Below are 22,561 nucleotides of genomic sequence, written 5' to 3'. Positions count from 1 at the left end.
GATGGATTTGCTGTTGTGGCGGCATGCAGAGGCGGAAGACGGGCCGGACGATATGGAACGGCAATTGACCGAACGCGGAAAAACACAGGCAAGGTCCATGGCGCAGTGGATACTTGCCCACTGCCCCAAAAATTTGCGCGTCCTCTCAAGCCCCGCGCTGCGTTGCCGTCAGACCGCCGAAGCTCTGAAATTACCCTTCGAACCGATCGACAGCCTTGGGCCGGGAGCGGGTACTCGAGCGCTGCTCGATGCCACCGGATGGCCGGCAAGCCCCGGGGCCGTCCTGGTAGTCGGACACCAACCAACCCTCGGCATGGCAGCCGCCCGACTGATCTCAGGACACGATACCCATTGGACCGTACGAAAAGGGGCAATATGGTGGATCGCCCAGCAGGTCCATGGGAGCCGGCCTCGAACAGTACTTCGGGCAGTGCTCCCGCCAGAATTGGTCGAATCCATTCATGGCTCCACGACGTAGGTTGCACCAAATTCGTTGCGTAAGATTTGCCGGGGGTAGGGAACCAGACGTTCTGCCAAATTCTTCTCGGCATCGCGGGTCCGGGCGATGAGCATGACCGTGTTTCCTCGCAGCCAGGGGTCATTCTGGACTAGATCCGCTGCGTAATAACCCCGAAGTTTGACGAAGATGAATGCACGCCCGCTCTCGGCAGCGGGTGGGAGTTGGGTGAGATGCTGAGTCATGAAATCGCCAACCTGCCCCAGGCGAAGGACATTCATGACTATCAAGCCGGCGAGGCTCAGCCCCGCCAGGATTGGCAGCCCGCTACGGCCGCCATGTTGCGTGGAGGCGAGCCGCGCAATACCCAGGGCCCCAAGGACCGGCAGTACGCCCCAGGCCGAGTGGAAATAGCGGTACCCCCAACCGTGCCCCTGGTCGAAACGAATGGCGAAGTAAGCGAGAAAGGTCAGGCCTGCGGAAGCCGCCAGCAGTCGAGTCGCAACCGCCTTGCTGTCACGTACCCCCTGCCAGACCAGCAGCAAGAGCAGCGGCGAAGCCCACAGCCAGAGCTTTATCAGCCCGGCCAGACGAGCATAAAGCACGCTTTCGTCCGGAAGCCGGAGATAGCCGATCATCCGGGAGGCAAGCCCGGAAACCTGCTCCAGGACCGTCGTGTCGCCTGCCGCAGTGGAGGCGAGCGGCGCCACGGCCACCGTAGCCCCGGAAAAGAGAAGTTGATGCCGCCAGAGCATCCACCCGACCCCCAGCGTCAGCACGACCGGCAGGTAGCCCAGGCCGATGCAGAGCAGGTTCCGAAGGACTCGCTCCCTACGAAACACCAGCCAGACAAGCCAAGGCAGGGCAAAAACCGCGTGGGGAAAAGGATTGTGGAGGACCAAAGCAAGCCCCCCCACCAAGCCGGCCACAACAAGTCGCCCTGACGTTGGTGAAAGGAGTAGCCATGCGTAGATCAGGTTCAACAACAGGTGGGCGGGCATCGAATAGAAGGTGATGCCATTGATCAGGAATGCCGGGGAAGCCAGAGCCAGCAACATCGCCCAACCCGGCGCCTGGGGCCAGGAAGTGGCATCACGCGCCAGGCAGCGAATCATGATCAGGCTAAGCGCAACCAGCATTGGGTTGCACGCCCAGGGAACGCCAGCCGCCACGAAGGGCGCGAGCAAGAGTGAGAAACCCGGCCAATAGGCCGACAGTACCGCCCCCGTGGTGCGATTGACCATCAGAAACTGATTCTGAAAGCCGACTGGCAGGAGTTGGTCGAGGAGATCCGGCGGAAAACTGCCATGCAGTTCCCCGGAAGCGAATATCTGCGCTTGAAAGTACGCAGCATACTCATCCATGGACAGCGGATGCCCCTTGTACACGTGGACCGTCGCCCAGGCGAGCGCCATCCACACGATGACTGCGATGGCAGGGGCAGTACGATCCAGAGCCAGTACAAGTCGGTCTGCCCACAACTCCGGACCGCGCAATCTGCTCGCAAGCAGCATACCGCTGATGAGAAGCACCACCAGCGCCCCAGCGGCCGGAAGGTCGTATAGCGTCAGCAGGTACCAAAAAATGCCCCCCTGGAACTCGGCCAGGGCGGCAATCAAGGCCGACGCAAGCATGGTCAACAGGATGCCAAGGCGCAGGTGATTATGGATCGGCACGGCAGCCCCTCGAGACCAACCCCGGCTCATCGTCATCCGATCCCAGGAAGCGCCGGCCGCAGACGATCGGCTGGCGGAATTCTCCCCCCGTCGAATCGGTCCCGCTCGCAGCCGATCTCATTCCTCGCCCCTCATCCGGTTTCCAGGCGCGGGGGCACGTTCGCCCTCGTGCCCCGTCACGAGTTTTCCGATCAGCTTGGCATACTGCCCTGTCGCGCACTCCCAGGACCACCGCTCCCTTGCGAAAGCTGCCACCTCGCTGCGCCGCCTGGGCGACCCATCCCGCCGGCCCGGTTGCTCGGACAGTCGCCCTGCCCAACGCATTGGTGCCATAGCGTCACCCAGCTTTTCAACCAGCAGCAATGCACGGGCCTCCGGGCACCCCGCGGCTGTTTCTTCCCCCACCATGGCCGGCGTTCCACAGGCCATCGCCTCCTGCACAACCAGCGGGAATCCCTCCCCGGTGCTCGGCAATACCAGAACATCCGCTGCCCGGTAGTACCTTGCCAGGCCAGCGCCCGACTCTCCCCGCACCACGAGGACGTTAGGCTGATTCCAGGACTGCGGATCAAGTGGGCCATGCCCCGCAAACACCCACAGATCGTGGGGCAAACGCAATGCCAAATCGTGCAGGATAGCCAGTCCTTTTTTTTCGACAAAGCGACCGACAAAGAGAAATACGCGACGTCCCGACTGATGCGCACGGTGGATTTCCAGACACTCCGGCAAGGGTCCCGAAGGGGAAAAGCAGCTTGTATCCACCCCATTCGGAACGTAGGCCGGCGACGATCTGAAGCGACAATAGCGGGAAAACTCGTCGCGAACCGCTGGGCTGACGAACACCACCTGCTGCGCCATTCCGAGCACCAAACGCCCCAGCGTTCGATTGGCCGAGGCATGGGCTCGTCTGAATAGCGCCGAGGCGTACGGCACATCGCCAACATGCTGCGTGACAATGACAGGAACACCCCTCAAGCGTGCCATCGCGCAGGCACACAGATTGCCGAAATACAGGGCGTCGTGCAGGTGCAACACATCAGCCCGCCCAATCGCTTGCCACAAGCGAATCAGCCCCCGGGGATGCCAGATCGGCCAAGGGATACCGAAGCGTCGCTCCATTCCGTTCCAAGCCCCCACGGGAACGAGTCGCACGCGCTCCCCGAGCCCGCCGGGCAGGACATCCCCGGCACTCGAAACCCAAGTCGCCCGCCAACCATGGTCCTTGGCAAGGCGACCGACCAGTTCGCCCGCAACCTTCTCGACCCCCCCTCGGTGGGTCGAGAAGTAGTGTGTGACCAGTATCAGTTCGCCATTCACAGCTACGCACTCAGAGACTGTGAATTTTTTGGGTGCGCACAATCAAGGCGCAAAACACAGCCGTGGCCCGGGCTATGGCGAATACTGGCAACGCCGAGCGGGCGCGGCCGGGCATGACGAGCGGGAAGGTACGGAATTTTCACTTAAGGCTCTCAGGGTGCCGGGTCGGCCGTCCCTCGCTCCCAGGCAACGACCATGCGTCGCCGCATATGTTTGATGGCGGCGAGAAATTCGCACATTCCCAGGTAGAGCCCTCCCCCTCTCCGACCCTTGCGCCACCTCCGGTAAACCTCCCGCTCTCCTGCGTAGAGCGCCCTCAGGTTTCCGGACAATCCGCTCTCCCCGAAGGAGCGCTTACCGTCGCCACACACGATTAACTTTTCGTTGAGCAGCGCGCACCGGTGCTTCTCGGCAATGCTCAACCAGAGCGCATAGTCCTCGCAAACACACATGTCTTCAGGAAACCCTCCGCAGGCCAAAAGCACATCCCGACGCGCAACGACTCCCGGCGTCAAGAACCAGTTCCGAATCAGCATGCTCCTCAGACCGATGTCCTGTAGCAGCCCGCCCCGGGGAGCGAAGAGAGTGTCGGCCCCACAACCCAGCAAAGCGATGTCCGGATGAACGGCCAGGATTTGCTGCTGACGAGCCAACTTTTCCGGCAACCAAAGGTCGTCATCGTCCAGGAAGGCTACGTAATCCCCACTGGCGATCCTTATCCCGGCATTTCGCGCTGCGGCGGGGCCCCGATTCTCCTGGCGCAAGACGACGAGAGGCAAGTCGGGAGAAGTGCGCTGAAGGCCCGTCAAGTATTCCTGCGTGTCGTCGCGCGAGCCATCATCGACAACGACGATCTCCTCCGGGCGCACCGATTGCGACGCCACCGAGGCGAGCGCAACACGAAGGCGCTCGCGACGGTTAAAGGTCGGAATGACACAACTGAATCGCATCGATGCTCCTTCGCGGCAAACCCGAACCGACGGAACATTCACCCGGACTGAGCGGCGCACCACACCCATCAGCCTGCAAGTGCCCCATGCGCCTCAGCCCCTCTTTCATCCTTGCCGATCATGGGACCAGGGCCGTCCCCAGCGAGAAATCTCCCCGGGCAGCCCGGGCGAACACGTCAAGATACTGCGGCAAAACGACCTCCGGCGCCCACAGAGCGAGCGCCCGCTCACGCGCAGCATGACTCAGGGCTGTGAGCCTCGCTTGATCCGAAACCACCCACCGAATCGCCGCCGCAAGATCGGCGACACAAAACGGCTCTGCCAGAGCACCCGTAACCCGATCCTCGACCAGATCGCTCAGCCCTCCTGTGTCAAAGGTCACGACCGGACAGCCGCAGGCCTGTGCCTCCAGACCAAACTGAGGGAGATTGTCCAGTCTGGACGGCAACACCGCCACATCGGCGGCGGCGTAGATTCCCGCCAAGGTCGCATCGTCGTTGATCAGGCCAAGGTCGAAAGTGGGCAGGGAAAATTCCGCTCGTCGCCCAGGTGTGTCTTTTCCGACGATGATGCACGCAAGCTCGGAGGAGCGCAGCGTGACGGTTGCCGCAGCCAGAAGATCCGCACCCTTGCGAGGATCGGTATCACCTCCCAAGGCGCCGAACACGATCAATCGACGGTCCAAGGGAAGTCCGAGCGCCCGCCTGGCGGCTGCCCGATCCCGCGGCGCGAAGACTCCGGTATCGACAGGCGTTGGCACAATGCGAACGGGCCAGGTATTGGCGAATGCGCTCCTCCGAACACACTCACCCATCCATCGACTCGGCGCGATGACCGGGATGGCACGCCGCCATAATCGCAATTTCCGGCGAAAAACGCGCGCATCCAGATCCCACGCCCCGGCAATCTGCCCGGCACCCGCGACGGTATAGCGAACGAATTCCGATTCGCTCGCATAGTGCTCCGTGCCCAACAGCGGCCACATGTCAGAGAACCGCCACACCACCGGTTTCTTGATTTCGGCGATCTCGCCAATGGAGATCGTTTCCTCCCCTGTCCAGCCGAGCATGACGACATCCGCATCGGTGGCGTTGATTGCCTTGCCCAGCCCACCACGGAAAGCCCCCAATGATCGATCCGCTGCCCTGGAACCCGTCGCGGCGCAAATGATCGCACGAGCCGCCAGACTGCGTAATGCTTGACCAGCAGAGCCATTCCACCCGCGCCCGGGCCCATCGACGAGATCGGAAACTGACTCCCGGCGGGCTACCATGACGCTGACAGATTGGCCACAGGCTTGAAGATGCCCGGCGATACGGAGCAAAGCCTTCCCTGCCCCCCCCTGGCGATCGCTGTAGGTCACGATGAGTATCTTCATGTCAACGTCGACAACAGACCCGCAATGCGATCGGCGATCACTCTTGCCGCATAGCACCGTTCGACAAGCTGCCGCCCATTCGCGCCGAGGCGTCCACGTTCGCCCGCATCGTCTATGAGCGCGACAAGCGCATCGACCCACTCGTCCCTGTTCCTAGGGCCAAGACCGACTTCCGCCTGAGCCAGCACCTCCTTGTTCATGCCCACGGGGGAAACCACCGCCGCCTTCCCGCAGGCGAGGTACTGCAGCATTTTGAAACTGCACTTGCCGCGCGTCCATTCATTGTCCGGCATCGGCATCAGGCCAATGTCCATCCCCTGTATTGCCTGAACCTCCCCTGTGGTGCTCCAGGGCACATAATCCACCCGCGACCCTTGCAGGCCTGAAAATCGCGGCGCCATATTGCTCACGATGCGGAGTCTCACTTCCGAACGCCGTCTCATCACCTCGGCCAGGGCCGGCACAATATCCTGCAGGTAAGCCAGATTTGATCCCGACCCGATCCATCCGAGGGTCAGCGTCGCACGCGGGTTCGAATTGGTGATCGGAACAAAGCGGTCAACGTCCACGGCAGTAGGGACAATCTCAACGCGGCGCGCGTAGTCGGCAAACCACCCCGCCAAAGTGGCGTTGCCAGCCAGGACGAGGGCAGATCGGCGTGCGCTCATGCGCGCCGATGCGCTGCCCAGTGGCCACGTGCACCAGATGGCGTCGTCGACATCAAGGACCAAAGGGGACTTCAGAATGGGCTCCAGAGTGGGCAAGCCGACGACCAGGTCGCGGCTAAGCCAGGTGACATCCTTCCTGTACGACCCCAGAACCCCTGGAACACTGGCTACCACCTTGCACAGCCACAAGATCCCCGTCAGCGGAAACTTGTATCGGAACGGTACCGAAGCCCCGAATCCTGGAATTTCAGCGTACTTGCTGATGGGCGGGCAGTACTCCGTCACACGGACCCCCACCGTCGCCAGGCGAGGAATATGCTGCCGTATACGAAACCGCGAGGACGGAACATGCCATCCGGCGGTGAGCGCCGCCACTTCAAGCATCCGATTTCCTCGCCCAGACGGTCATGCGCCCGGACTGGCGAAGCAAGCCAAGAACCAGCGCCAACGGCCACATAAGTGCGTGGAGGGCGGGCGAGCGCGACACTCCGCGAACCAGTGCCGCTCCAATTTTTTGACAACCTGAATCTTCGAGCAGATGCCCCAGGCTCCCCACCAGATTGGCGGCGGATCGATGGTGAAACACCCCTTGCGGACGCCAACCCGCGGCCAGCAGCAAATTGTTCATGGTCGTCGGCGTGAAATGAAAAAGGTGTGCCGGCACTTGAAGCGCGTACCAGTACCGGCCAAAAATGCGAAACTCGAATGCAGCCGCATTGGGAATGGAAATCACCAGCCAGCCCCCAGGGCGGGTACGACCATGCAGAAAGCGCAAGGCCTCGACCGGATCAGGCAGGTGTTCGAGGGCCATCCACCCAACTACAAGGTCAAAGGTACCAGCCTCGACGGGGAGCGAATCGAGCGTGCCGGTATGCACGGCCAGTCCGTGTTCCCGCGCGCAGGCCGTAGCAACAGGTGAGATATCGACGCCTTCGACCGACCAGCCCCGTGCGCGCATCTTTGCCAGGAATCCGCCGGAAGCGCAGCCAAATTCCAGCATCTTGCCCGGGACAAGGGTGGGCAACCATTGCGATCGCGAATCGACCAGGCGCTGGAGTATCCTCAACAGCCACGGGCGGCGTGGCGCAGGCACGCCAATTGCCACTGCAGACGTCTCGTAAGGGGCATAGTCGTCGGGATAGTAGGCATGGAGCGACGTTGCATCTGGCCGCGGATTGGTGCGCATCAGGCCACACGCGCGACAACGAACCACCGGAAACTGCCCCGGACCTCCACATAGACGGTCGTGCCCTACGGTGACCTGATCCTCACCCGGCGTGCACCCGAGGGGACAAGGCACGGTTTCTGTCCGGACGTTTAAGGTATTCACGGCTTAGGCCACCCTGGAAGACGACGCAGCATGACAGTCAAAATCAACGCGTTGGTCAGGTAGTAGGCACTGCAGGCCACCACCAGCCCGGGCAATCCCAGAATGAAGAACGCCCCCACCTTGAGCGGCGCAAAAACGCAGAAGGATGTTAGAGCAAGCCGTGCCGGAGTAAGCGTATCGCCACGTGCGTAGAAGGCAGCCGATCCTGCCTGCCCCAAGCCACCTCCGATCAGGACGCCCGCCAGCCCCACCATGATCCACCACAGACGGGTAACGTCGTCCCCGGAAAAACGGCCGTGTTCCAACACCCACTGAAGCAGGCCGTGACCGACGACAACCAATGGAAAGACAACGGCAACAGTGATCAAGCTTATCGTAAGCATGAGTCCCCTTACCCTTTGGGCGTACTCGACCGGGGCCTCCGCACACCGTGCAAGGACTGGCAAAGCCGGCGCGACCCACGCCCTATTGATGATCTCGATCACACTGGAGATCAGCACTTGAGCCAACTGGAAAAGCGACAGCGTACCGTCCGCGGTGAGCGACATCAGATTGCGGTCGATGAGTGGATCAGCCTTGGGCAGTGAAGTCCCGACGAGTAGCGGCCGCATCCTCCCCCAGAGTGTCGGGAGAATATCCCCCCGTTGATCGCCGAATACCGGCAAGCCAAAGAGAGGAACGATCAGCAAGCACTGGAGCACGGCCCGCCCGACATTAGCCCAGGCAGCCGATAGCGCGCCCAAAGACGACACCAGCCAGGCGATGATTGCCAGATTCAAGAGCGCTCCGGCAAACGAAGCACGCTCGACCCGCCTGGATCGTCCCGCAGCCTGCGCTCCTGCTGCGAGCAACAGGGCAATCAACGAGACACCAAGTGCCAGCGCCTGGATGCGCGCCTGGGCTATCGACTGATCCCACTGTGAGCCCGAAAAACCCGGCGCGATCAATCGCATCCAAAGGGGCGCTGTCAGGGCCAAGAAGGAGACGGCCGCCAGGGTTGGACCGATCCCCCGCAGCAGCAGGGCCCACACAAGGCGCCGACGATCCGGCGCTTCGTATTGAGCCAGCAGCGGGACCAGCGCGTGCAAGAGCGCCCCCCCCACGATCGCCAGGAATACCTGCGGCACCACAAGAGCAGCAAAATACGCGTCTGTTTCTTCACCCGCACCGATAACGGTAAACAGTAACCACTGGCCGGCCATGCCGCAGGCAAGCGTACCCAGCGCCAGAAGCGCGAGATGCAGTGATTGAATCACGGCTTCCGCACTACTCCACCGACCACCGCTGCGGACGACCGCAGACCCGCCGCAATGCGTCCGCAACCCTATGGGCCAACGCAGGCGGAATGCAGAGGAGGACATCGATGATCGCCAGACGTAGGCCCTCTTCGAGCCGATGTCGCAAGGGAACGACCAGCCCGAGTTCATGATTGATTGCGCTCAGCTCCACTGCCATCCGGCGAGCCGAATCCAGACGAAAAGAGGTCCCTCCGATAGGCGCCGCGGAAATGGTCACTGGCACGAACAGAGGTGAAACCTCGCGCACCACCGAGAGCAGCAATTTGGCGTCCGCCGCAATCCTGTAGCGCGCATCGAAGGGTTCCGATCCGGAGAACAGGCTCACTCGATGGAAAATTGCCCCGTGTGGCGGAAGAACCCAGCGCCCGATCTCCCAACGCCCCGCTATCTCTTCCCAGGCTTGACCGACCTCTTCCAGCACCACGCGCTTTCCGGCAGAGAGATACTGCATGCGGCCATAAACCAGCGACTGGCTCGCATCCGCAGCGTCAAGATAAGGCGCCACGCGACCCAGGACGTCCGGCGCCGCCAGAACGTCACCGGCCCCCAAAAACAGTACCCACTGACCGTGAATATGCGCACAAGCCTTGTTCCACGCATCGTATATCCCGGAATCCGGCTCGCTCACCCAGTAGCTGAGCAAGTCCTTGTTGCCCTCAAGGAGTTGGAACGTACCATCGGTCGAACCACCGTCGATGACGATCCACTCGAAGTCCCGAAATACCTGTTCCCGCAGCGACCGGATGGTATGGCGAAGCATGGCGCCCGCATTGTAGGTCGCGGTAATGATCGAAACCAACACTTCCCCTTTCCCCGGAACCGCGGCTGCTTCCCCGAAGGAGTGGCCCCCGGAAGCCTCAAATGCCTCGCCTTCGATCAAGCCTTCCATGCCCCTGTCTCTTCCCGGACCATATTGAAGAGGAATACGCCAAAAAGTGTATTGACTCCCAGCACGACGATCGTTGACGCGACAAAGGCAAGATGCACAGTGTCCTTCATGTCCCCGCGATTTCTTGCGAGCCACTCGAAAAATATCCAGGCATCGACCAGCCCCCCTCCCAAACAGAGCAGGCCGCCCAGAACCATACCCCGCTCAAGGGTGAAATAGCGCAGCAGCCACCCGAAGAAGGAGTCATTTTCGATGGCTTTGTGCCGGGAATTGATCAGTTGGGCCAGCATCCCGAATCCAACGACATTCGCACCAAGCAGGGTAAGCAGGCTGGCCAAAGCCAAGAAATGAATGCCGAGGCGAAATCCGCCAAGTTCCGCGGGCCCCGCAGCGAGCAATGCCATCCCCAAGACCCCAGCGAAAAAGAGCGCTGCACCCGGCCCCACGTACAGGTAGTCCGGGGCGTAGGTGAGCATGAAGCGCAAGTGGCGCCAGCCGTCCCTGAACGAGCGCAAATGCGGTGGCCGATCCCGCTTGTCGGGAAACAGGCGAGTAGGAATCTCGGTAATGCGAAGCCCGGCACGAGCCGCGTTCACCACCATTTCCGTCGCGAACTCCATTCCCGTCGTGCGAACGGAAATGCGTGCAAAGGCATCGCGCGAGAAAGCGCGCATTCCACAGTGAAAGTCCCCGACCGGTATTCGGTACATGAGCCCGGCCAGCCAGGACAGAACCGGGTTACCAAAATAGCGATGCAACGGAGGCATTGCGCCCGGCTCGATACCGCCCCGGAAGCGATTGCCCATAACCAGGTCTGATCCGCCCCGGACCGCGGCGATGAAATCGTCCATGGCCTCCCAGTCGTAGGAATCGTCGGCGTCGGCCATCACGATGATCCCCCCTCTAGCCGCCCCAATTCCTGCGAGCAGCGCTGCACCGTAGCCGCGGCGCGACTCGTGCACGACCCGCGCCCCAAGGGATTCCGCAATCGCCACAGAACGATCCGTCGAACCATTGTCCGCAACCACGACCTCACCCGTAAGGCCCAGTCGTGCGAAGCACCGCTGGGCCTTCTCGATGCACAGACCCAAGGTCTGTTCCTCGTTCAGGCATGGCATGACCGCCGAGACCATGACGTCATCCCCGGGCGGCCCATCCTCGTCAGGCGCATGCAGTCGATCACCCATCCTCGCCCCGCTTTTCCTCGTGATAGTCGTCATCAATGTTGACTTCCCAGATCGCGGTCTTGTCGCTGCTGCCCGAAAGAATGGCCTCCACCGCAAGCTTCGCAGTCAGCATCGAATGATCCTGGTTGTTGTAGCGATGCATTCCGTTTCTTCCGATCAGAAACAAATTCTCGAAACCGTCCAACCACTCCCTCACGGTTTGAAACTGCTGATAAGCGCCGAAGTAGGCAGGGTAGGACTTGGGAACACGGATAACAGTCCCATCGAGAACATCCGCCGGGTCGACCATGCCGATGCGCGCAAGCTCGGTCACGGCAAGACGCCGCATGTCCTCATCGGAAAGCGACCAGAGATCGTCGCCCTCCTGGCAAAAATACTCGAGACCTAGCCAGATGGTGTTCCGGTCGGCAACCAGATCCGGGCTCCAGTTGTTGAATACCTGGAGACGGCCAATGCGCACGTCGCTCTCCTGAATGTAGATCCAGTTGTCCGGCGGCATGTTGCGAGGATGGTCGCTCCGGGCCTGGGTGTTCGCTTGCATGCGCGCAACGAGCAACCCAACGGTAATGAAATCCCGGTACGGCAATGCTGATGCAATTTCCGCCACCTTCACGGGGGCTGGAGGACTCATCCCGCCGACGAGATCCTTGACCGGCATAGTCGAGACGAAATAGTCACCGACAAAGTGGCTCGCCTCCCCCCCCTCGTCCTGGCAGCGCACGGCTCGTATCACCCGTTCGTCGCGGTCGAATCCAGAAACTCTGCACCCTAGGTGAATCTCTCCCCCCCCCGCGACCACCTGCCGCGCAACTTCTTCCCACAGTTGCCCTGGACCCAAGGAAGGATACAGAAAGCGCTCGACCAGACTCGTCGGCAGATCCTGCCGGTCCCCCACGCCTGCCGGAGCCCGACTGCGCTTCAAAGCATGGCGCAAGGCTGCCAGGACAGAAAGTCCTTTGATCCGCTGCGCTCCCCATTCTGCGCTGATCTCCTGGCAAGGAACCCCCCAGACCTTCTCGGTGTAGTCGCGGAAGAATGTTCGATACAACTCCCGGCCGAAGCGATTGCGCAGAAAATCCTCCAGCGTTTTTTCCGGTCGTCTGGGGAAGGCATTTGCCCAAGCGTAGCTTGCCGCAATCCTGAGAACTCTCGCCCCACCGAGGTTGGACAGGGTGTTGCGGTTCAATTTGATGGGGTAGTCAAAATATTTTCTCAAAAAATAAATGCGCGAAAGGCGACGACGAACCCGAAGCGTCTTGCCGGCCTGCTGTCCATCGACACGAACCGACCGCGTCTTGTTTCTGTAAGCGATCGTCGTTTCCGCAAGCTCAGAATCTTCGTCAGTAATGGGCAATATTGACCGCCACCATTCCATCACCCAGTCTGACTTGGAAAAGAACCGATGCCCGCCAATATCCATCCGGTTGCCCTTGTAATTGACGGTCCGCGATATCCCTCCAATTTCACGGGACGCCTCAAGAACGACGGGATATGCCCTGCCGCTACGGACGAGTTCGAGTGCGGCAGTCAGTCCTGCCGGCCCGGCTCCGATAATGACGACGCGAGGCCGATCCACCATGCCCTCCGCACTTTCAATTGCTCCACACCCTTCGTTCAAAACAATAGCGCCTTTCGAAAAACAAACCCGCACAGGAACGACGAAACCGCAGCGATCAGCTTCGCCATCAACAGCGACAGCGAGAACAATTCCACCCCCCCGGCGATCACGGCCAAATTGACCAGCAGCGCCAGCACCCCGCCAGCGAGGTAGAGCAGAAATTCGAGCGCCTGACGCCTCTCCAGCCGCCGCCGGCGGAAGACAAAAATGAGAGACAGCAGGTAATGGACAACAGCCCCTATGCAAAAACTGATCGTCGCGGCCAGCAGATAGTGCAAAACCGCGGAAAGCAACAGCAGAACTCCGGTGTCCACCAGCAAGGCAAATGCGCTGACCAGAAAATATCGCAGGAACTCGCGGGTGATCGATGGTCCGACAGAACGTGCACAAAGACCACGCCGAACCCCTCCAAAGAGTTCTTTGGCGCTATCGATGGATCTCATCGAACGCTCGACATGAATAGATAAAATATTGCTGTCTGCGGCCCAGAATCTCTTCCTGCACTGGAATCGCGGATACGCCAGACACGAAGAGCGTATCCACGACATAATCGAGCTGCCGGTCGCGGCAAAGAGTCCGCAAGCCGAAGGGCGTCATGGAGGAAAGACTTTCGTAAGCAGCCAGCAGGAAAGGATCAATCGGCGCCTCGGCCGAGCTGTCCCGGCGCAACAGCGATTCGATGACTGCACCGCTCGCAATGGCTGCATCCAACTGCTCTCGATTTCGTGACGCCAAAGCAACCCCGATTAAACGTACCGACAGTAAACGCGTCCTCTCCCGCGAAAATACCATACCCGTGGAATGAAGCGTACCAGCATAACCCGCGGTCCCCAGTTCGAACCACACGCGTTCCGCAGCACGATTCCAGAACACCACGCTTCCCCTGGGAATGAGCCCGAAAAAGCGACTGCGCGCTCCGCTCAGCGCATAGCGATCCTCCAGTGCCCGCTTTTCCGCCGGCCGAGCATCCCAGCTCATCAGGGCAGTGACCGTCAGGGGGACAAGCATCAACGTTGCAAGCCATGGCGACCGAGCCAACAAGCCCCGTCCGAAAAGCCAGGCAAGCACGGCCATCAGACCATATCCCCCCGTGCGCAGGAATCCTAAAAGGGTATCAATCATGGGATCGGGGACATTCACGCTTCCCGACGCCAATGCCCAATCGAGGAAATAGCCGGGTAGCGCCATGGAAATCAGCACCGCTGATACGATCAGCACCACAAGCCTGCGGGCACGCAACTCGGCAAGGAGCTTGGAGAAGGACGAGGGCGCCACGCGATGGACGAGCGTCAAAACGGCGAGCAACAAGCCCCCCCAGGATGGGAATACCAGCCCAAGTGCCGCCAGAAGCAAGCTGGCCTCGCGGTTAGACGCATGTCGGCGCACGAGATGGCGGCACCCCAGGTCGACCAGAGCAACCAGACCTGCCGCATAGGCAAGCCAGAGCGTCCGCCATAGTTGCGCCTGAAGAAGGATGGCGACCTGGAGATACACGCCAGCCAGAACTGACACCAGGACCGCAACCGCAGACACCAAGACGACGAGTTGGTAGAAAGGGCGCAAGCCCCTGTTGCCATGCCGACCGGCAACAATAAGCAAGGCAAAGAGGGAGAGCCAGTGGCTCGCACTGGCGGCGATCCAGTCACCAATAGACACCAGGGCCGCGAGGTCGACATAGGCCCACCAATCGGCATCCATAATTGCCAGCCCACCCGCTGCGCCGGCCCAGAATGCGCCCCCCAGCGCGAGGCTGCCCAGGAGGCTCACAAAGACTTGCCCCCGCACCGGCATGCGCAGCAGAAGACTGACCGCGGCAGGGCCGACCGCCATGATGGGATGAATGCTCATGGCGAGGCCATGCCACAGGGCTCCGGCTACCGTCCTTCCCTTAAGGCAGGCGGCCAACCCAAGCAAGGAGAACGCAATCCCCACCATGCGGGCCGAGACGAAACCCTCGCGGACGAACAGCATGCCCTTGGGGGAGTAACAGATCGGATAGACCAGCAGCAACAGAAACAGCAAGAGACTTGCCGGTTGGCGCAGGGTCGCACGGCTGAAGCCGTAGGCGGAGACGAGAAAGAGCCCCCCCTGGCACAGGGTCGCAACCATGGCCCCCCCCTCGATATCGAAGAGGCTGACGAATTGGGCGAGCAGGGGCGAGAAAAGGGACCAGCGATCCTGCGAGCCGTCGAGGAACCAGATATCCCGCGCATAGCGACCGGGGTCAAGGAAGTGAAGGGCGCCGACCATATAGAGTCGGGCATCGTGGTCAATGCCGATGTAGGGGGTTGCGATGACCAGACACATAGCCCCCGCCCAGAACCAGAAAACCGCGTCCCCGAGCCTGTCTCCGCGAAGGTACGGCATGATCAAGAACCACCAGGGAAGCTACAGCGCCATCCCGCGTCTTTTACCCCGCGGCGAATGGTGCCGCACTCCCTCCCCGCAGGCCGTTTGCCACCAGGGAAACATATCCATCGTGTGCCACGCAAGAACATCGGCGGGTCAGTGCGTAGCCGTAACCAATTGATGAAACACAGACTCGAGGGATACCTTGTGGGTCACATCTGCCAAACGACCTCCGTCCCGGGCAATGCTGGTCAGGACCGCAGGCAGATCGGGGGCCCGAACTTCGACCGCGAAGCGCCCAGGCTGGAGCGATCGCGCCCCGGGCACTGCGGTCGTACCGTGGTAGCGCACCACGAAAAGATCGGCCTGCTCGACCGCCAACTCCTGGGGGGATCGCACTGTCACCAGTTCGCCGCGGTGAATCAAGCCAAAACGATCCGCAATGGATTCCACGTCGTGCAGCACATGAGAGGAGAAAAAGAGCGTTCCGCCATCGTGGCGGTACTGGGCTAGAACATCGACCACCTCGCGACGGCCGATGGGATCAAGCCCGGAGAGCGGCTCGTCGAGGATCAGCAGGCTCGGCGCAATGGCCAGGGCGTGCGCCAGGGCGGTTCGCTGCATCATCCCCTTGGAGAAGGTGCGGATCCGGCGTCGTGCAACGCCTTCGAGTCCGAACCGGGCGAGCCAGTCGAGGCAGTGCGCCGTTTCATTCTCCAGGGAAAGGCCATGGATACGGACTCCCATGCGCAACACTTCAAGCGGCGTCAGATACTCGCTCAGAGACGGGTTTTCCGGGACGTAACCCAGCCCACGCCTGGATTCGGGATCGGCAACCTCGCGACCGTTGATACGCACCGAGCCTGAGGTCGGCGCCACTGCCCCGACCAGGGTCTTGATGGTGGTGCTCTTCCCAGCCCCATTCGGTCCGACAAACCCGAACACTTCACCACGCTCGATGGTAAGCGAAACACCGCGTACCGCTTCGATCGGAGCACGCCGCCAGCCGGTTCGATAAGACTTGCGCAAATCCCGGATTTCGACCACGACTTCAGCCATGGGCCGCCTCCCAGGGGCGCGGCGCGATGACGATGGGTTCCCGCCGCCCGTTGCAATGTTGCGCCCACATTTCGCGATAGAGCGTTTCCAGATCCCGTGCGAAGCGCTTCGTATCGAAGAGCGGCGCGTTCTCCCGGTTCCGCGCCAGACGCTCCCGGGTGGCCACGAGCCGTTCCGGGGAAAGTGCCAAATCGCGCGCGAGACTGAAGTAGCCCTCCAGGTCGCCGGCAACGAGTTCGGCCAACCCGACCGCATGGAGGAGACTCGTCGAGACCGAAGCGGCAAAAGTCTCACCGCGCACTGCAACCAGGGGCACCCCGGCCCACAGCGCATCGCAACCCGTGGTATGGGAGTTGTAAGGTGTGGTGTCGAGCGCCAAATCGGCGAGTTGCAGGCGCCCCAGGTGATCGGCGTTGTCTTTGCAGAAAGCGGCGAAGATCAGGCGCTCACCGGCAACCCCACGTTTCTCCGCCTCCGCCCGCAGGCGCTCGCGCGTGGCATCCGGGTAGTTCGCGAGCCAAAGCACGCTGCCCGCCACCTCCTGCAATAGCCGGCACCAAACGTCAAAAATACGGGGCTGAATCTTGAAGCTTTGGTTGAAGGAACAGAAGACAAATCCCCTTTCCGGGAGCCCCGCTTCCTCGCGGGAAGGACGTGGCCCGATACGGCGGGTGTCGTCGTTGGGCAAGTAGCAGTGGGGCAGGAGAGCGAGTGTTTCGGCAAAAGTATCGGCCTCGTCCAGGGGGCTGACAAAGGGGTCGCCGATCAGGTAATCCGCAAGGATCGGGTGCCCAAGAGTGCCGGGGTAGCCTAGCCAGGTCGCCTGAACGGGAGCAGGTCGCAGCGCAAGAACCTCGGGGCGTCCTTCGACAGTCCACCCAGAAAGATCCACCAGGATGTCGACCCCATCGTCCCGAATCATGCGCGCGACGCGATCGTGTGCCATGTCATAGATGTCGCGAAATACCGTAAATGCTTCTCTCAACCGTGACTCAAGCGGGCTTCCGTCTCCCTTGCCACAAGAATAGGCAAACCACTCAAACTCACCTTTGTCGTGCGCTTCGATCACCCCACTAAACAAGTAACCCACCGCGTGCTCGCGAAAATCCGCGGACATGTAGCCGACCCGCAATTTACGCTTTGCGGGCGCCACGGCGACATCATCCAGCCGCGCACCCGGAACGTCGTTTGCCAGGGTCACCGAAGCCCGCGCCACCACCTGGCTCAGTTCCATGAGCACTTTTCGCGACAGCCCCGGAATCCCCTGATACGCAAAGGGTGAGGTCACGCTGCAGGCACCCGCCCGGAGTTGGCGCCCAAGAGTTTCAAACGAGGAGGACAAGTCTTCCCACTGACACAGTCTCAAGCTGCAAAACAGCTTTTCGGCAAGGAGGCCAGCATCCTGAGGACTGTGCAAGGCGAGTTGCTGGTAACAAACGTAGGCTTCAGCGTAGCGCCGCAGAAATTGCAGCGCCGTCCCCAGAAGGCCGACCGGTTGAGGATAATCCCCCGGGTGCAGGCGAACCGCCTCAAGCAGTGCCGGGACGGCATTGGCATAGTCCCGGACCTGTATCAACGCAGCGCCGAGGTTGCAGAACAACTCCGGATCCTTCGCGTTGAGTCCGATTGCGGTGCGAAACGAGGCCAGCGCCGTCCTGTAGCGCCCCAGGCAGGACAACGAGATTCCTCGATTGGAATGCAGTTCTGCGTCGCGTGGCGCCAACTCCAGGCCTCGGTCGGCGGCCAATAGAGCCTCGACATGGCGCCCCTGACAGATAAGGGCCAGCGAAAGCGCCTTGTACAGGAATCCGTCCCCCCCCATTCGCTTGAGGAGCTGCCCTACGCGTTCTTCCAGAAGCGCATACCTCTCGTGGTGGATGAGACTTAGTATCTCGCTCACGGTCTTGGCAGGTAAGCGATCCCCGCCGCCATTTCTACGCCTGCCCATCCCGCCTCCTACCGCTTATTGTTGTCTTCCAATGCTGGAATCCCATGGCCGTCCAGGACGTAACGCCCTCCAAATGGGTCGACGATCGCGTTCCGTGTCGATCCCAGACTGGCCCACAGTTCCTCCATGCTTGCCGGGCGCCTTCCAGTCCGGCGCTCGAAATGATCTGCTTCCGTTTTCAGGAGACCGAGATTCTCCAGCCGAACGGCCTGTCGCTCCAAATATTCTCCGAAGGCTTTGTTTCGCGCATCCGCAGCCATCGCCCGCAGCACTCGAATAGCGGTATCTGGAGTAGTTCCGTTCCGCACCCAGAGCGCTGCCATATTCTCCAATTGAAGTTGCTCCTGCTCATCCTGGGATCTTTGGGCTGCCACCCGCAGCCAGCGCGCTCCCTCCAGGCTGTTCTTCTCGAAATAATGGGTATTGAAGGCATAGTAGAAAATTGGCCACACATCGAAGGGCCTACCGTCGATGGCCCGTCTGAGAACGTACTGCGCGGCGCCCAATTCCCCGTTCCAGGGCAGGATGGCGGCGCCAATGTAATAGTTATCCTCGTGCGCCGGGTTGAACCAGGCGACGTCGGACTGGACACGACCCAGAATGCGATACCTGTCCGCATCGAGGCGTCTGGAGTCCGCAACCAAAGCACGGATGCTTCCCATGTTGGCCGCCAGATGGCCGTCCCCCCAAGACAGGATCAGCTGCATGATGCGCGGGAGCACAACCTCCATTTCAGGCGTGGCGTCGCCAACCGGCGCGCGATCGAGTTTCCCGATCGCAATCGAAAAGATGAGTCCTGCTGCAAACGCAAAGACGACGGGCTTTATCGCGCCGTTCCAGCGTCGATTCACCCCAGCTCCCGGTACCGAAATGCCCAACACGCGAGTGCCAGGACAATTACCCCGTAAGCAATCGCCGCAAGCCCCCCCCAAAACATGGTCTCAACACCAGGAAACAAGCGATACATGGCCCATCCCCGCCAATCCACGCGGCCGAGGTCAGGGAGCATCCAGCGGACGATATCGAGCAGCGGAGCCATGCGAGCCACAAGCCGATCGTCCCCGTCTGCCCCTGAAAGAATATAGGTCCTTGCGAAACCCACGGTCTTGGCTGCAATGGCAAAACAAATCCCCACCGCGAGCGGAAGAACCGAGACGGTAGACAGGGTGGAGAGCAATACGCCGAAACAGCTCACCACCATCGCATCGATCCAAAGGCCGAAGACGGTGGCCCAAAAAGGCCCGCCCAAATCCACTGGGTATTGCTGGGCGTAGTGCCGTCCAGCCAGGAAGGTCACGCCCCAGAGCAGCACGGCAAGACAGAGCGCCGCCACAGCCAGGAGCAGCGCAATTCCCGCACAACGCCCCAGCAGGTAGGCGCTGCGCGAAACAGGGTAGCTGACCGAAAAAATGACAGTCCTGCGCTCGACTTCCCGGGCGATCAGCTCCTGAACCCAGAACAGCCCGAGAAGTACCAGAACGATACGAAGAAACGAAAAACCGACGTCGAGAGCGACGGTCTGTGGCTGCCTCGGAGAGAATGACGCTGACAAATAGGCCACTCCCATGAGGAACAACCCTATTGCGGCGATCACCTGAATCGAACGCCCCCGCACACCAGCCTTCCATGCCGAAAGGCAGAATTCCTTCACCCCTCCCCCCCACTCGCATCGCAAGTCACCAAATGGAAAAGGCGCGCCAGAGCGCGCCTTTGTGCCGCCCGCAAACCTCAATCAACTGGCATTCAACGCCGCAGTCGCCGTAGTCGTCGAGACGTCCGATGTGGTACAACCAGCCGAACATTGCGCCCCTGCCTTCACCGCGCCACCGTTCGTATTACCCGAGAAGGTGAACTTCCCCTTGGCAGAACCCGAACTGACCCCCAGAGCGACACCGTCCTGATCGAAAGCCATGTGCACATTGGCCGAACACTTCGGAGTGAAGCCCACCTTCACAAAAGTGCTGGCGTCCGAAGTCACAGCAGTTCCGTTACCTGCCGCCCCACCGGCACAAACTGCACCGTTGGTCGCGGCGTTGGCACCCGTACTCGCGGCAAGAACCGTCACCAAGCCAAAGCCCAAAGCCAGAATTTCCTTTTTCATCTTGAATCTCCTATCTATTCATTCAATGGACAACGCGCAACCGGCCTTACTGCGACGAATTTGCCGTTGCTGCGGTCAGGAAGTTGCGGGCGTCGGACTGGGCTGCCTTGTCCTCACCTTTCTTGGTGTACTCGCTGAACTGGGGAATGGCGATGGCAGCCAGGATACCGATGATAGCGACCACGATCATCAGTTCGATCAGGGTGAAACCCTTTTGCAGCTTTTTCATAACGATAACCTCCTAAAAGAAAGCAACGGATCATCCGTTCGCTAGGACACTAACACATTTCATGCCAGCTTGAATCACGGTTCTTTGTTCGCTATTGCCAGAGTCAGAAAATTGCGCGCATCCGATTGCGCCGCCTTGTCCTCCCCCTTCTTGGCGTATTCGCTGAACTGCGGAATGGCGATAGCGGCGAGGATACCAATAATCGCCACGACGATCATCAATTCAATCAAGGTAAATCCACGTTCCATGAGCACTCCCCCGGTTGTCTGCGCGAAGCCACAAGCCAGAATTGTGCCAATACCATGGAGCGCAACCCGCTATTCCACCGCCCCCAAAACCTTCAGACTGACAATTTTCGTCACATCCGACCGCAACTCGTCACGTTTTCCGACCACCCCCGCGAGGATCCCCCCCGCGTCAGAATAGTTGTCGCCCCGATAGAATCGACAAACTGGGGGCGATGATGGAAGAACGAATTGGCTCGATACGGACAAGCATTCAAGGACAGAGCGGTGGCGAAGTTGTTGCCGCCGGAAAGCGCGACATTGGACGACGTGGCGCATGAGATCGGCGTTGGTGTCTCGACGCTGGAACGCTGGCGCAGCGAGGCGCTGTCCAGGCCCGCTCGCGAGCGGGCCTGGACAGCGGCCGCCCGCTTCGATGCCGTGCTGACCACGGCAGCGATGGACGAAGCAGGCAAGAACGCCTGGTGCCGCGCCAATGGTGTGTACCCGCAGGAGCTGGCAGCCTGGCGGCAAAGCGCCACGCAGGCACTGGCCGAGCCCGAAGAGGCCCGTGCCAGCCCGCAGCAGACCAAACAGGACCGGCGCCGCATCAAGGAGCTGGAGCGCGAGCTGCGGCGCAAGGACAAAGCCTTGGCGGAGACGGCAGCCCTGCTGGTGCTGTCAAAAAAAGTCGCGGCGATCTTCAACAAGGGAGAGGACGAATGATCGGCCTCGAAGATCGCCAGCGACTTGCCCGAGACATCCACACGGCGCACCAGGCCGGCGCCCGCTTGCGCCACGCCTGCGAGATTGCCGGCATCGACGTGCGCACCCTGCAGCGCTGGCAGGCCCACGACGGACTCACTGCGGGCGACGGCAGGCCCGCAGCGCTGCGTCCGGCACCGGCGCACGCCCTGAGCCCGGCCGAGCGCGCCGAGGTGCTGCGTGTGGCCAACGAGCCGCGCTTTGCCGACGTGCCGCCGGCGCGCATCGTGCCCATGCTGGCCGACGAAGGCGTCTATCTCGCCAGCGAATCGACCTTCGCCCGCGTCTTGCGCGCGCACGGGCAGAGCGCCCACCGTGGTCGCGCCAGAGCGCCTGCGGCCACGCGCCCGCCGACTACGCACATCGCCACGACACCGCGCCAGGTCTGGTGCTGGGACATGACCTACCTGCCGGCTGCCGTGGTCGGCCGCTGGTTTCACCTGTACCTGATCCTCGATCTGTACAGCCGCAAGATCGTCGGCTGGGAAGTGCATGAGACCGATGCCGCCGACCATGCTGCGCATCTGGTGCGGCGCACGGCGCTGGCCGAGGGCATCGCGGCCCTCGATACCAAGCCGGTGCTGCACGGCGACAACGGCGCCACACTCAAGGCCACGACCGTGTTGGCGATGCTGCACTGGCTGGGTATCAAGCCTTCGTACTCGCGTCCGCGCGTGTCCGATGACAACGCCTATGCCGAGGCGCTGTTCCGCACCGCCAAGTACCGCCCCGAGTTCCCGGCCAAGGGGTTCGACGATCTCGATGCCGCCCGTCGCTGGGCCGCCGGCTTCGTGCATTGGTACAACTTCGATCATCGCCACAGCGGCATCCGCTACGTCAGCCCGGCACAGCGCCATGCCGGCGAAGACCATGCGATTCTCGCGGCGCGTCATGCGTTGTATACCAAGGCGAGAGAACGCAACCCTGCCCGCTGGTCGGGCCATACGCGCGACTGGGCCCCCATCGGCGCCGTGACGCTCAATCCGGAACGCGACTCGGTGGTCAACACAACATCGCCAGCGACAGATAAGCAGCCTTTGGCGGCATGAATCAGGCGACAACTATCTTGACGCGCGCCGGATCTCGCGCGCGTCCCCGGCACGATGTGCCGAGAGGAG

General features: G+C 61.3%; 21 protein-coding genes. 2 read left to right on the top strand and 19 right to left on the bottom strand.

The window, feature by feature from the left end; translation table 11 throughout:
* The first annotated feature begins 1 nt into the window (after position 1).
* Positions 2-478: a histidine phosphatase family protein gene (locus tag IPM73_02845; GenBank protein ID MBK8917025.1), complete on the top strand. Its 477-nt coding sequence runs from the start codon at positions 2-4 to the stop codon at positions 476-478.
* On the opposite strand, the gene IPM73_02840 is transcribed toward IPM73_02845, so the two are convergent.
* The 19 genes from IPM73_02840 to IPM73_02750 all read right to left on the bottom strand — a co-directional run bounded on the left by IPM73_02840 (position 460) and on the right by IPM73_02750 (position 20,708).
* A complete protein-coding gene (locus IPM73_02840; protein ID MBK8917024.1) occupies positions 460-2,133 on the bottom strand; it encodes a hypothetical protein in 1,674 nt (557 codons plus the stop codon). The genes IPM73_02845 and IPM73_02840 overlap by 19 nt on opposite strands.
* 117 nt (positions 2,134-2,250) lie before the next feature.
* Positions 2,251-3,450 carry a glycosyltransferase family 4 protein gene (locus IPM73_02835; protein ID MBK8917023.1) on the bottom strand — a complete coding sequence of 400 codons (1,200 nt, stop codon included), beginning with the start codon at positions 3,448-3,450 and terminating at the stop codon, positions 2,251-2,253.
* A 152-nt stretch (positions 3,451-3,602) separates the two neighbouring features.
* Entirely contained in the window at positions 3,603-4,400 is a 798-nt protein-coding gene (locus IPM73_02830) for a glycosyltransferase family 2 protein (GenBank protein ID MBK8917022.1), read from the bottom strand.
* Between the two features lie 118 nt (positions 4,401-4,518).
* A complete protein-coding gene (locus tag IPM73_02825; GenBank protein ID MBK8917021.1) occupies positions 4,519-5,778 on the bottom strand; it encodes a glycosyltransferase in 1,260 nt (419 codons plus the stop codon).
* Positions 5,775-6,830: a glycosyltransferase family 4 protein gene (locus tag IPM73_02820; protein MBK8917020.1), complete on the bottom strand. Its 1,056-nt coding sequence runs from the start codon at positions 6,828-6,830 to the stop codon at positions 5,775-5,777. The genes IPM73_02825 and IPM73_02820 overlap by 4 nt, the downstream gene beginning before the upstream one ends.
* Positions 6,823-7,632, bottom strand: a complete 810-nt coding sequence (locus IPM73_02815) for a class I SAM-dependent methyltransferase (protein MBK8917019.1) — start codon at positions 7,630-7,632, stop codon at positions 6,823-6,825. Before IPM73_02815 ends, IPM73_02820 begins: the two co-directional genes overlap by 8 nt.
* 140 nt (positions 7,633-7,772) lie before the next feature.
* On the bottom strand, positions 7,773-9,032 hold the full coding sequence (locus IPM73_02810) for a hypothetical protein (protein MBK8917018.1): 1,260 nt from the start codon (positions 9,030-9,032) through the stop codon (positions 7,773-7,775).
* 10 nt (positions 9,033-9,042) lie between these two features.
* Positions 9,043-9,963: a glycosyltransferase gene (locus IPM73_02805; protein MBK8917017.1), complete on the bottom strand. Its 921-nt coding sequence runs from the start codon at positions 9,961-9,963 to the stop codon at positions 9,043-9,045.
* The gene (locus tag IPM73_02800) at positions 9,951-11,150 is read right to left on the bottom strand and encodes a glycosyltransferase family 2 protein (GenBank protein MBK8917016.1); all 1,200 of its coding nucleotides are present in this window, start codon (positions 11,148-11,150) and stop codon (positions 9,951-9,953) included. The genes IPM73_02805 and IPM73_02800 overlap by 13 nt, the downstream gene beginning before the upstream one ends.
* The gene (locus tag IPM73_02795) at positions 11,143-12,729 is read right to left on the bottom strand and encodes an NAD(P)/FAD-dependent oxidoreductase (GenBank protein ID MBK8917015.1); all 1,587 of its coding nucleotides are present in this window, start codon (positions 12,727-12,729) and stop codon (positions 11,143-11,145) included. The genes IPM73_02800 and IPM73_02795 overlap by 8 nt, the downstream gene beginning before the upstream one ends.
* A 35-nt stretch (positions 12,730-12,764) precedes the next feature.
* Positions 12,765-13,211: a GtrA family protein gene (locus IPM73_02790; GenBank protein MBK8917014.1), complete on the bottom strand. Its 447-nt coding sequence runs from the start codon at positions 13,209-13,211 to the stop codon at positions 12,765-12,767.
* Complete coding sequence (locus tag IPM73_02785; GenBank protein ID MBK8917013.1) at positions 13,195-15,075, bottom strand: hypothetical protein; 1,881 nt, start codon at positions 15,073-15,075, stop codon at positions 13,195-13,197. Before IPM73_02785 ends, IPM73_02790 begins: the two co-directional genes overlap by 17 nt.
* Before the next feature lie 198 nt (positions 15,076-15,273).
* The gene (locus IPM73_02780) at positions 15,274-16,176 is read right to left on the bottom strand and encodes an ABC transporter ATP-binding protein (GenBank protein ID MBK8917012.1); all 903 of its coding nucleotides are present in this window, start codon (positions 16,174-16,176) and stop codon (positions 15,274-15,276) included.
* Positions 16,169-18,076 (bottom strand): glycosyltransferase, encoded by a 1,908-nt coding sequence (locus tag IPM73_02775; protein ID MBK8917011.1) that lies wholly within the window; start codon positions 18,074-18,076, stop codon positions 16,169-16,171. The genes IPM73_02780 and IPM73_02775 overlap by 8 nt, the downstream gene beginning before the upstream one ends.
* Before the next feature lie 56 nt (positions 18,077-18,132).
* Positions 18,133-18,975 carry a hypothetical protein gene (locus IPM73_02770; GenBank protein ID MBK8917010.1) on the bottom strand — a complete coding sequence of 281 codons (843 nt, stop codon included), beginning with the start codon at positions 18,973-18,975 and terminating at the stop codon, positions 18,133-18,135.
* On the bottom strand, positions 18,972-19,775 hold the full coding sequence (locus IPM73_02765; GenBank protein ID MBK8917009.1) for a hypothetical protein: 804 nt from the start codon (positions 19,773-19,775) through the stop codon (positions 18,972-18,974). Before IPM73_02765 ends, IPM73_02770 begins: the two co-directional genes overlap by 4 nt.
* Positions 19,776-19,856: 81 nt before the next feature.
* Positions 19,857-20,225 (bottom strand): hypothetical protein, encoded by a 369-nt coding sequence (locus tag IPM73_02760; protein ID MBK8917008.1) that lies wholly within the window; start codon positions 20,223-20,225, stop codon positions 19,857-19,859.
* 46 nt (positions 20,226-20,271) lie between these two features.
* Entirely contained in the window at positions 20,272-20,454 is a 183-nt protein-coding gene (locus IPM73_02755) for a prepilin-type N-terminal cleavage/methylation domain-containing protein (protein ID MBK8917007.1), read from the bottom strand.
* 74 nt (positions 20,455-20,528) lie between these two features.
* Positions 20,529-20,708 (bottom strand): prepilin-type N-terminal cleavage/methylation domain-containing protein, encoded by a 180-nt coding sequence (locus tag IPM73_02750; protein MBK8917006.1) that lies wholly within the window; start codon positions 20,706-20,708, stop codon positions 20,529-20,531.
* A gap of 222 nt (positions 20,709-20,930) precedes the next feature.
* Here IPM73_02750 and IPM73_02745 point away from each other — a divergent pair.
* Positions 20,931-22,492, top strand: a protein-coding gene (locus IPM73_02745) for an IS3 family transposase (protein MBK8917005.1) whose coding sequence is annotated in 2 segments (ribosomal slippage) — positions 20,931-21,369 and positions 21,369-22,492 — 1,563 coding nt in all. Because the reading frame shifts where the segments join, the coding sequence is not laid out codon by codon here.
* The last annotated feature ends 69 nt before the right edge of the window (positions 22,493-22,561 follow it).

Source organism: Betaproteobacteria bacterium (genome assembly GCA_016720065.1).
In the GTDB taxonomy this organism is placed as follows: Bacteria; Pseudomonadota; Gammaproteobacteria; order Burkholderiales; family Rhodocyclaceae; genus SSSZ01.
The sequence above is the reverse complement of the archived record's forward strand: the minus strand, read 5'-3'. Positions and strand labels throughout refer to the sequence as shown.

Excerpts from the sequence above, each read along its gene's own strand:
- IPM73_02845 (MBK8917025.1), top strand. The coding sequence starts at position 2 with ATGGATTTGCTGTTGTGGCGGCATGCAGAGGCGGAAGACGGGCCGGAC.
- IPM73_02830 (MBK8917022.1), bottom strand. The coding sequence starts at position 4,400 with ATGCGATTCAGTTGTGTCATTCCGACCTTTAACCGTCGCGAGCGCCTT.
- IPM73_02825 (MBK8917021.1), bottom strand. The coding sequence starts at position 5,778 with ATGAAGATACTCATCGTGACCTACAGCGATCGCCAGGGGGGGGCAGGG.
- IPM73_02820 (MBK8917020.1), bottom strand. The coding sequence starts at position 6,830 with ATGCTTGAAGTGGCGGCGCTCACCGCCGGATGGCATGTTCCGTCCTCG.
- IPM73_02815 (MBK8917019.1), bottom strand. The coding sequence starts at position 7,632 with ATGCGCACCAATCCGCGGCCAGATGCAACGTCGCTCCATGCCTACTAT.
- IPM73_02805 (MBK8917017.1), bottom strand. The coding sequence starts at position 9,963 with ATGGAAGGCTTGATCGAAGGCGAGGCATTTGAGGCTTCCGGGGGCCAC.
- IPM73_02800 (MBK8917016.1), bottom strand. The coding sequence starts at position 11,150 with ATGGGTGATCGACTGCATGCGCCTGACGAGGATGGGCCGCCCGGGGAT.
- IPM73_02795 (MBK8917015.1), bottom strand. The coding sequence starts at position 12,729 with ATGGTGGATCGGCCTCGCGTCGTCATTATCGGAGCCGGGCCGGCAGGA.
- IPM73_02790 (MBK8917014.1), bottom strand. The coding sequence starts at position 13,211 with ATGAGATCCATCGATAGCGCCAAAGAACTCTTTGGAGGGGTTCGGCGT.
- IPM73_02785 (MBK8917013.1), bottom strand. The coding sequence starts at position 15,075 with ATGTGTCTGGTCATCGCAACCCCCTACATCGGCATTGACCACGATGCC.
- IPM73_02780 (MBK8917012.1), bottom strand. The coding sequence starts at position 16,176 with ATGGCTGAAGTCGTGGTCGAAATCCGGGATTTGCGCAAGTCTTATCGA.
- IPM73_02760 (MBK8917008.1), bottom strand. The coding sequence starts at position 20,225 with ATGAAAAAGGAAATTCTGGCTTTGGGCTTTGGCTTGGTGACGGTTCTT.
- IPM73_02755 (MBK8917007.1), bottom strand. The coding sequence starts at position 20,454 with ATGAAAAAGCTGCAAAAGGGTTTCACCCTGATCGAACTGATGATCGTG.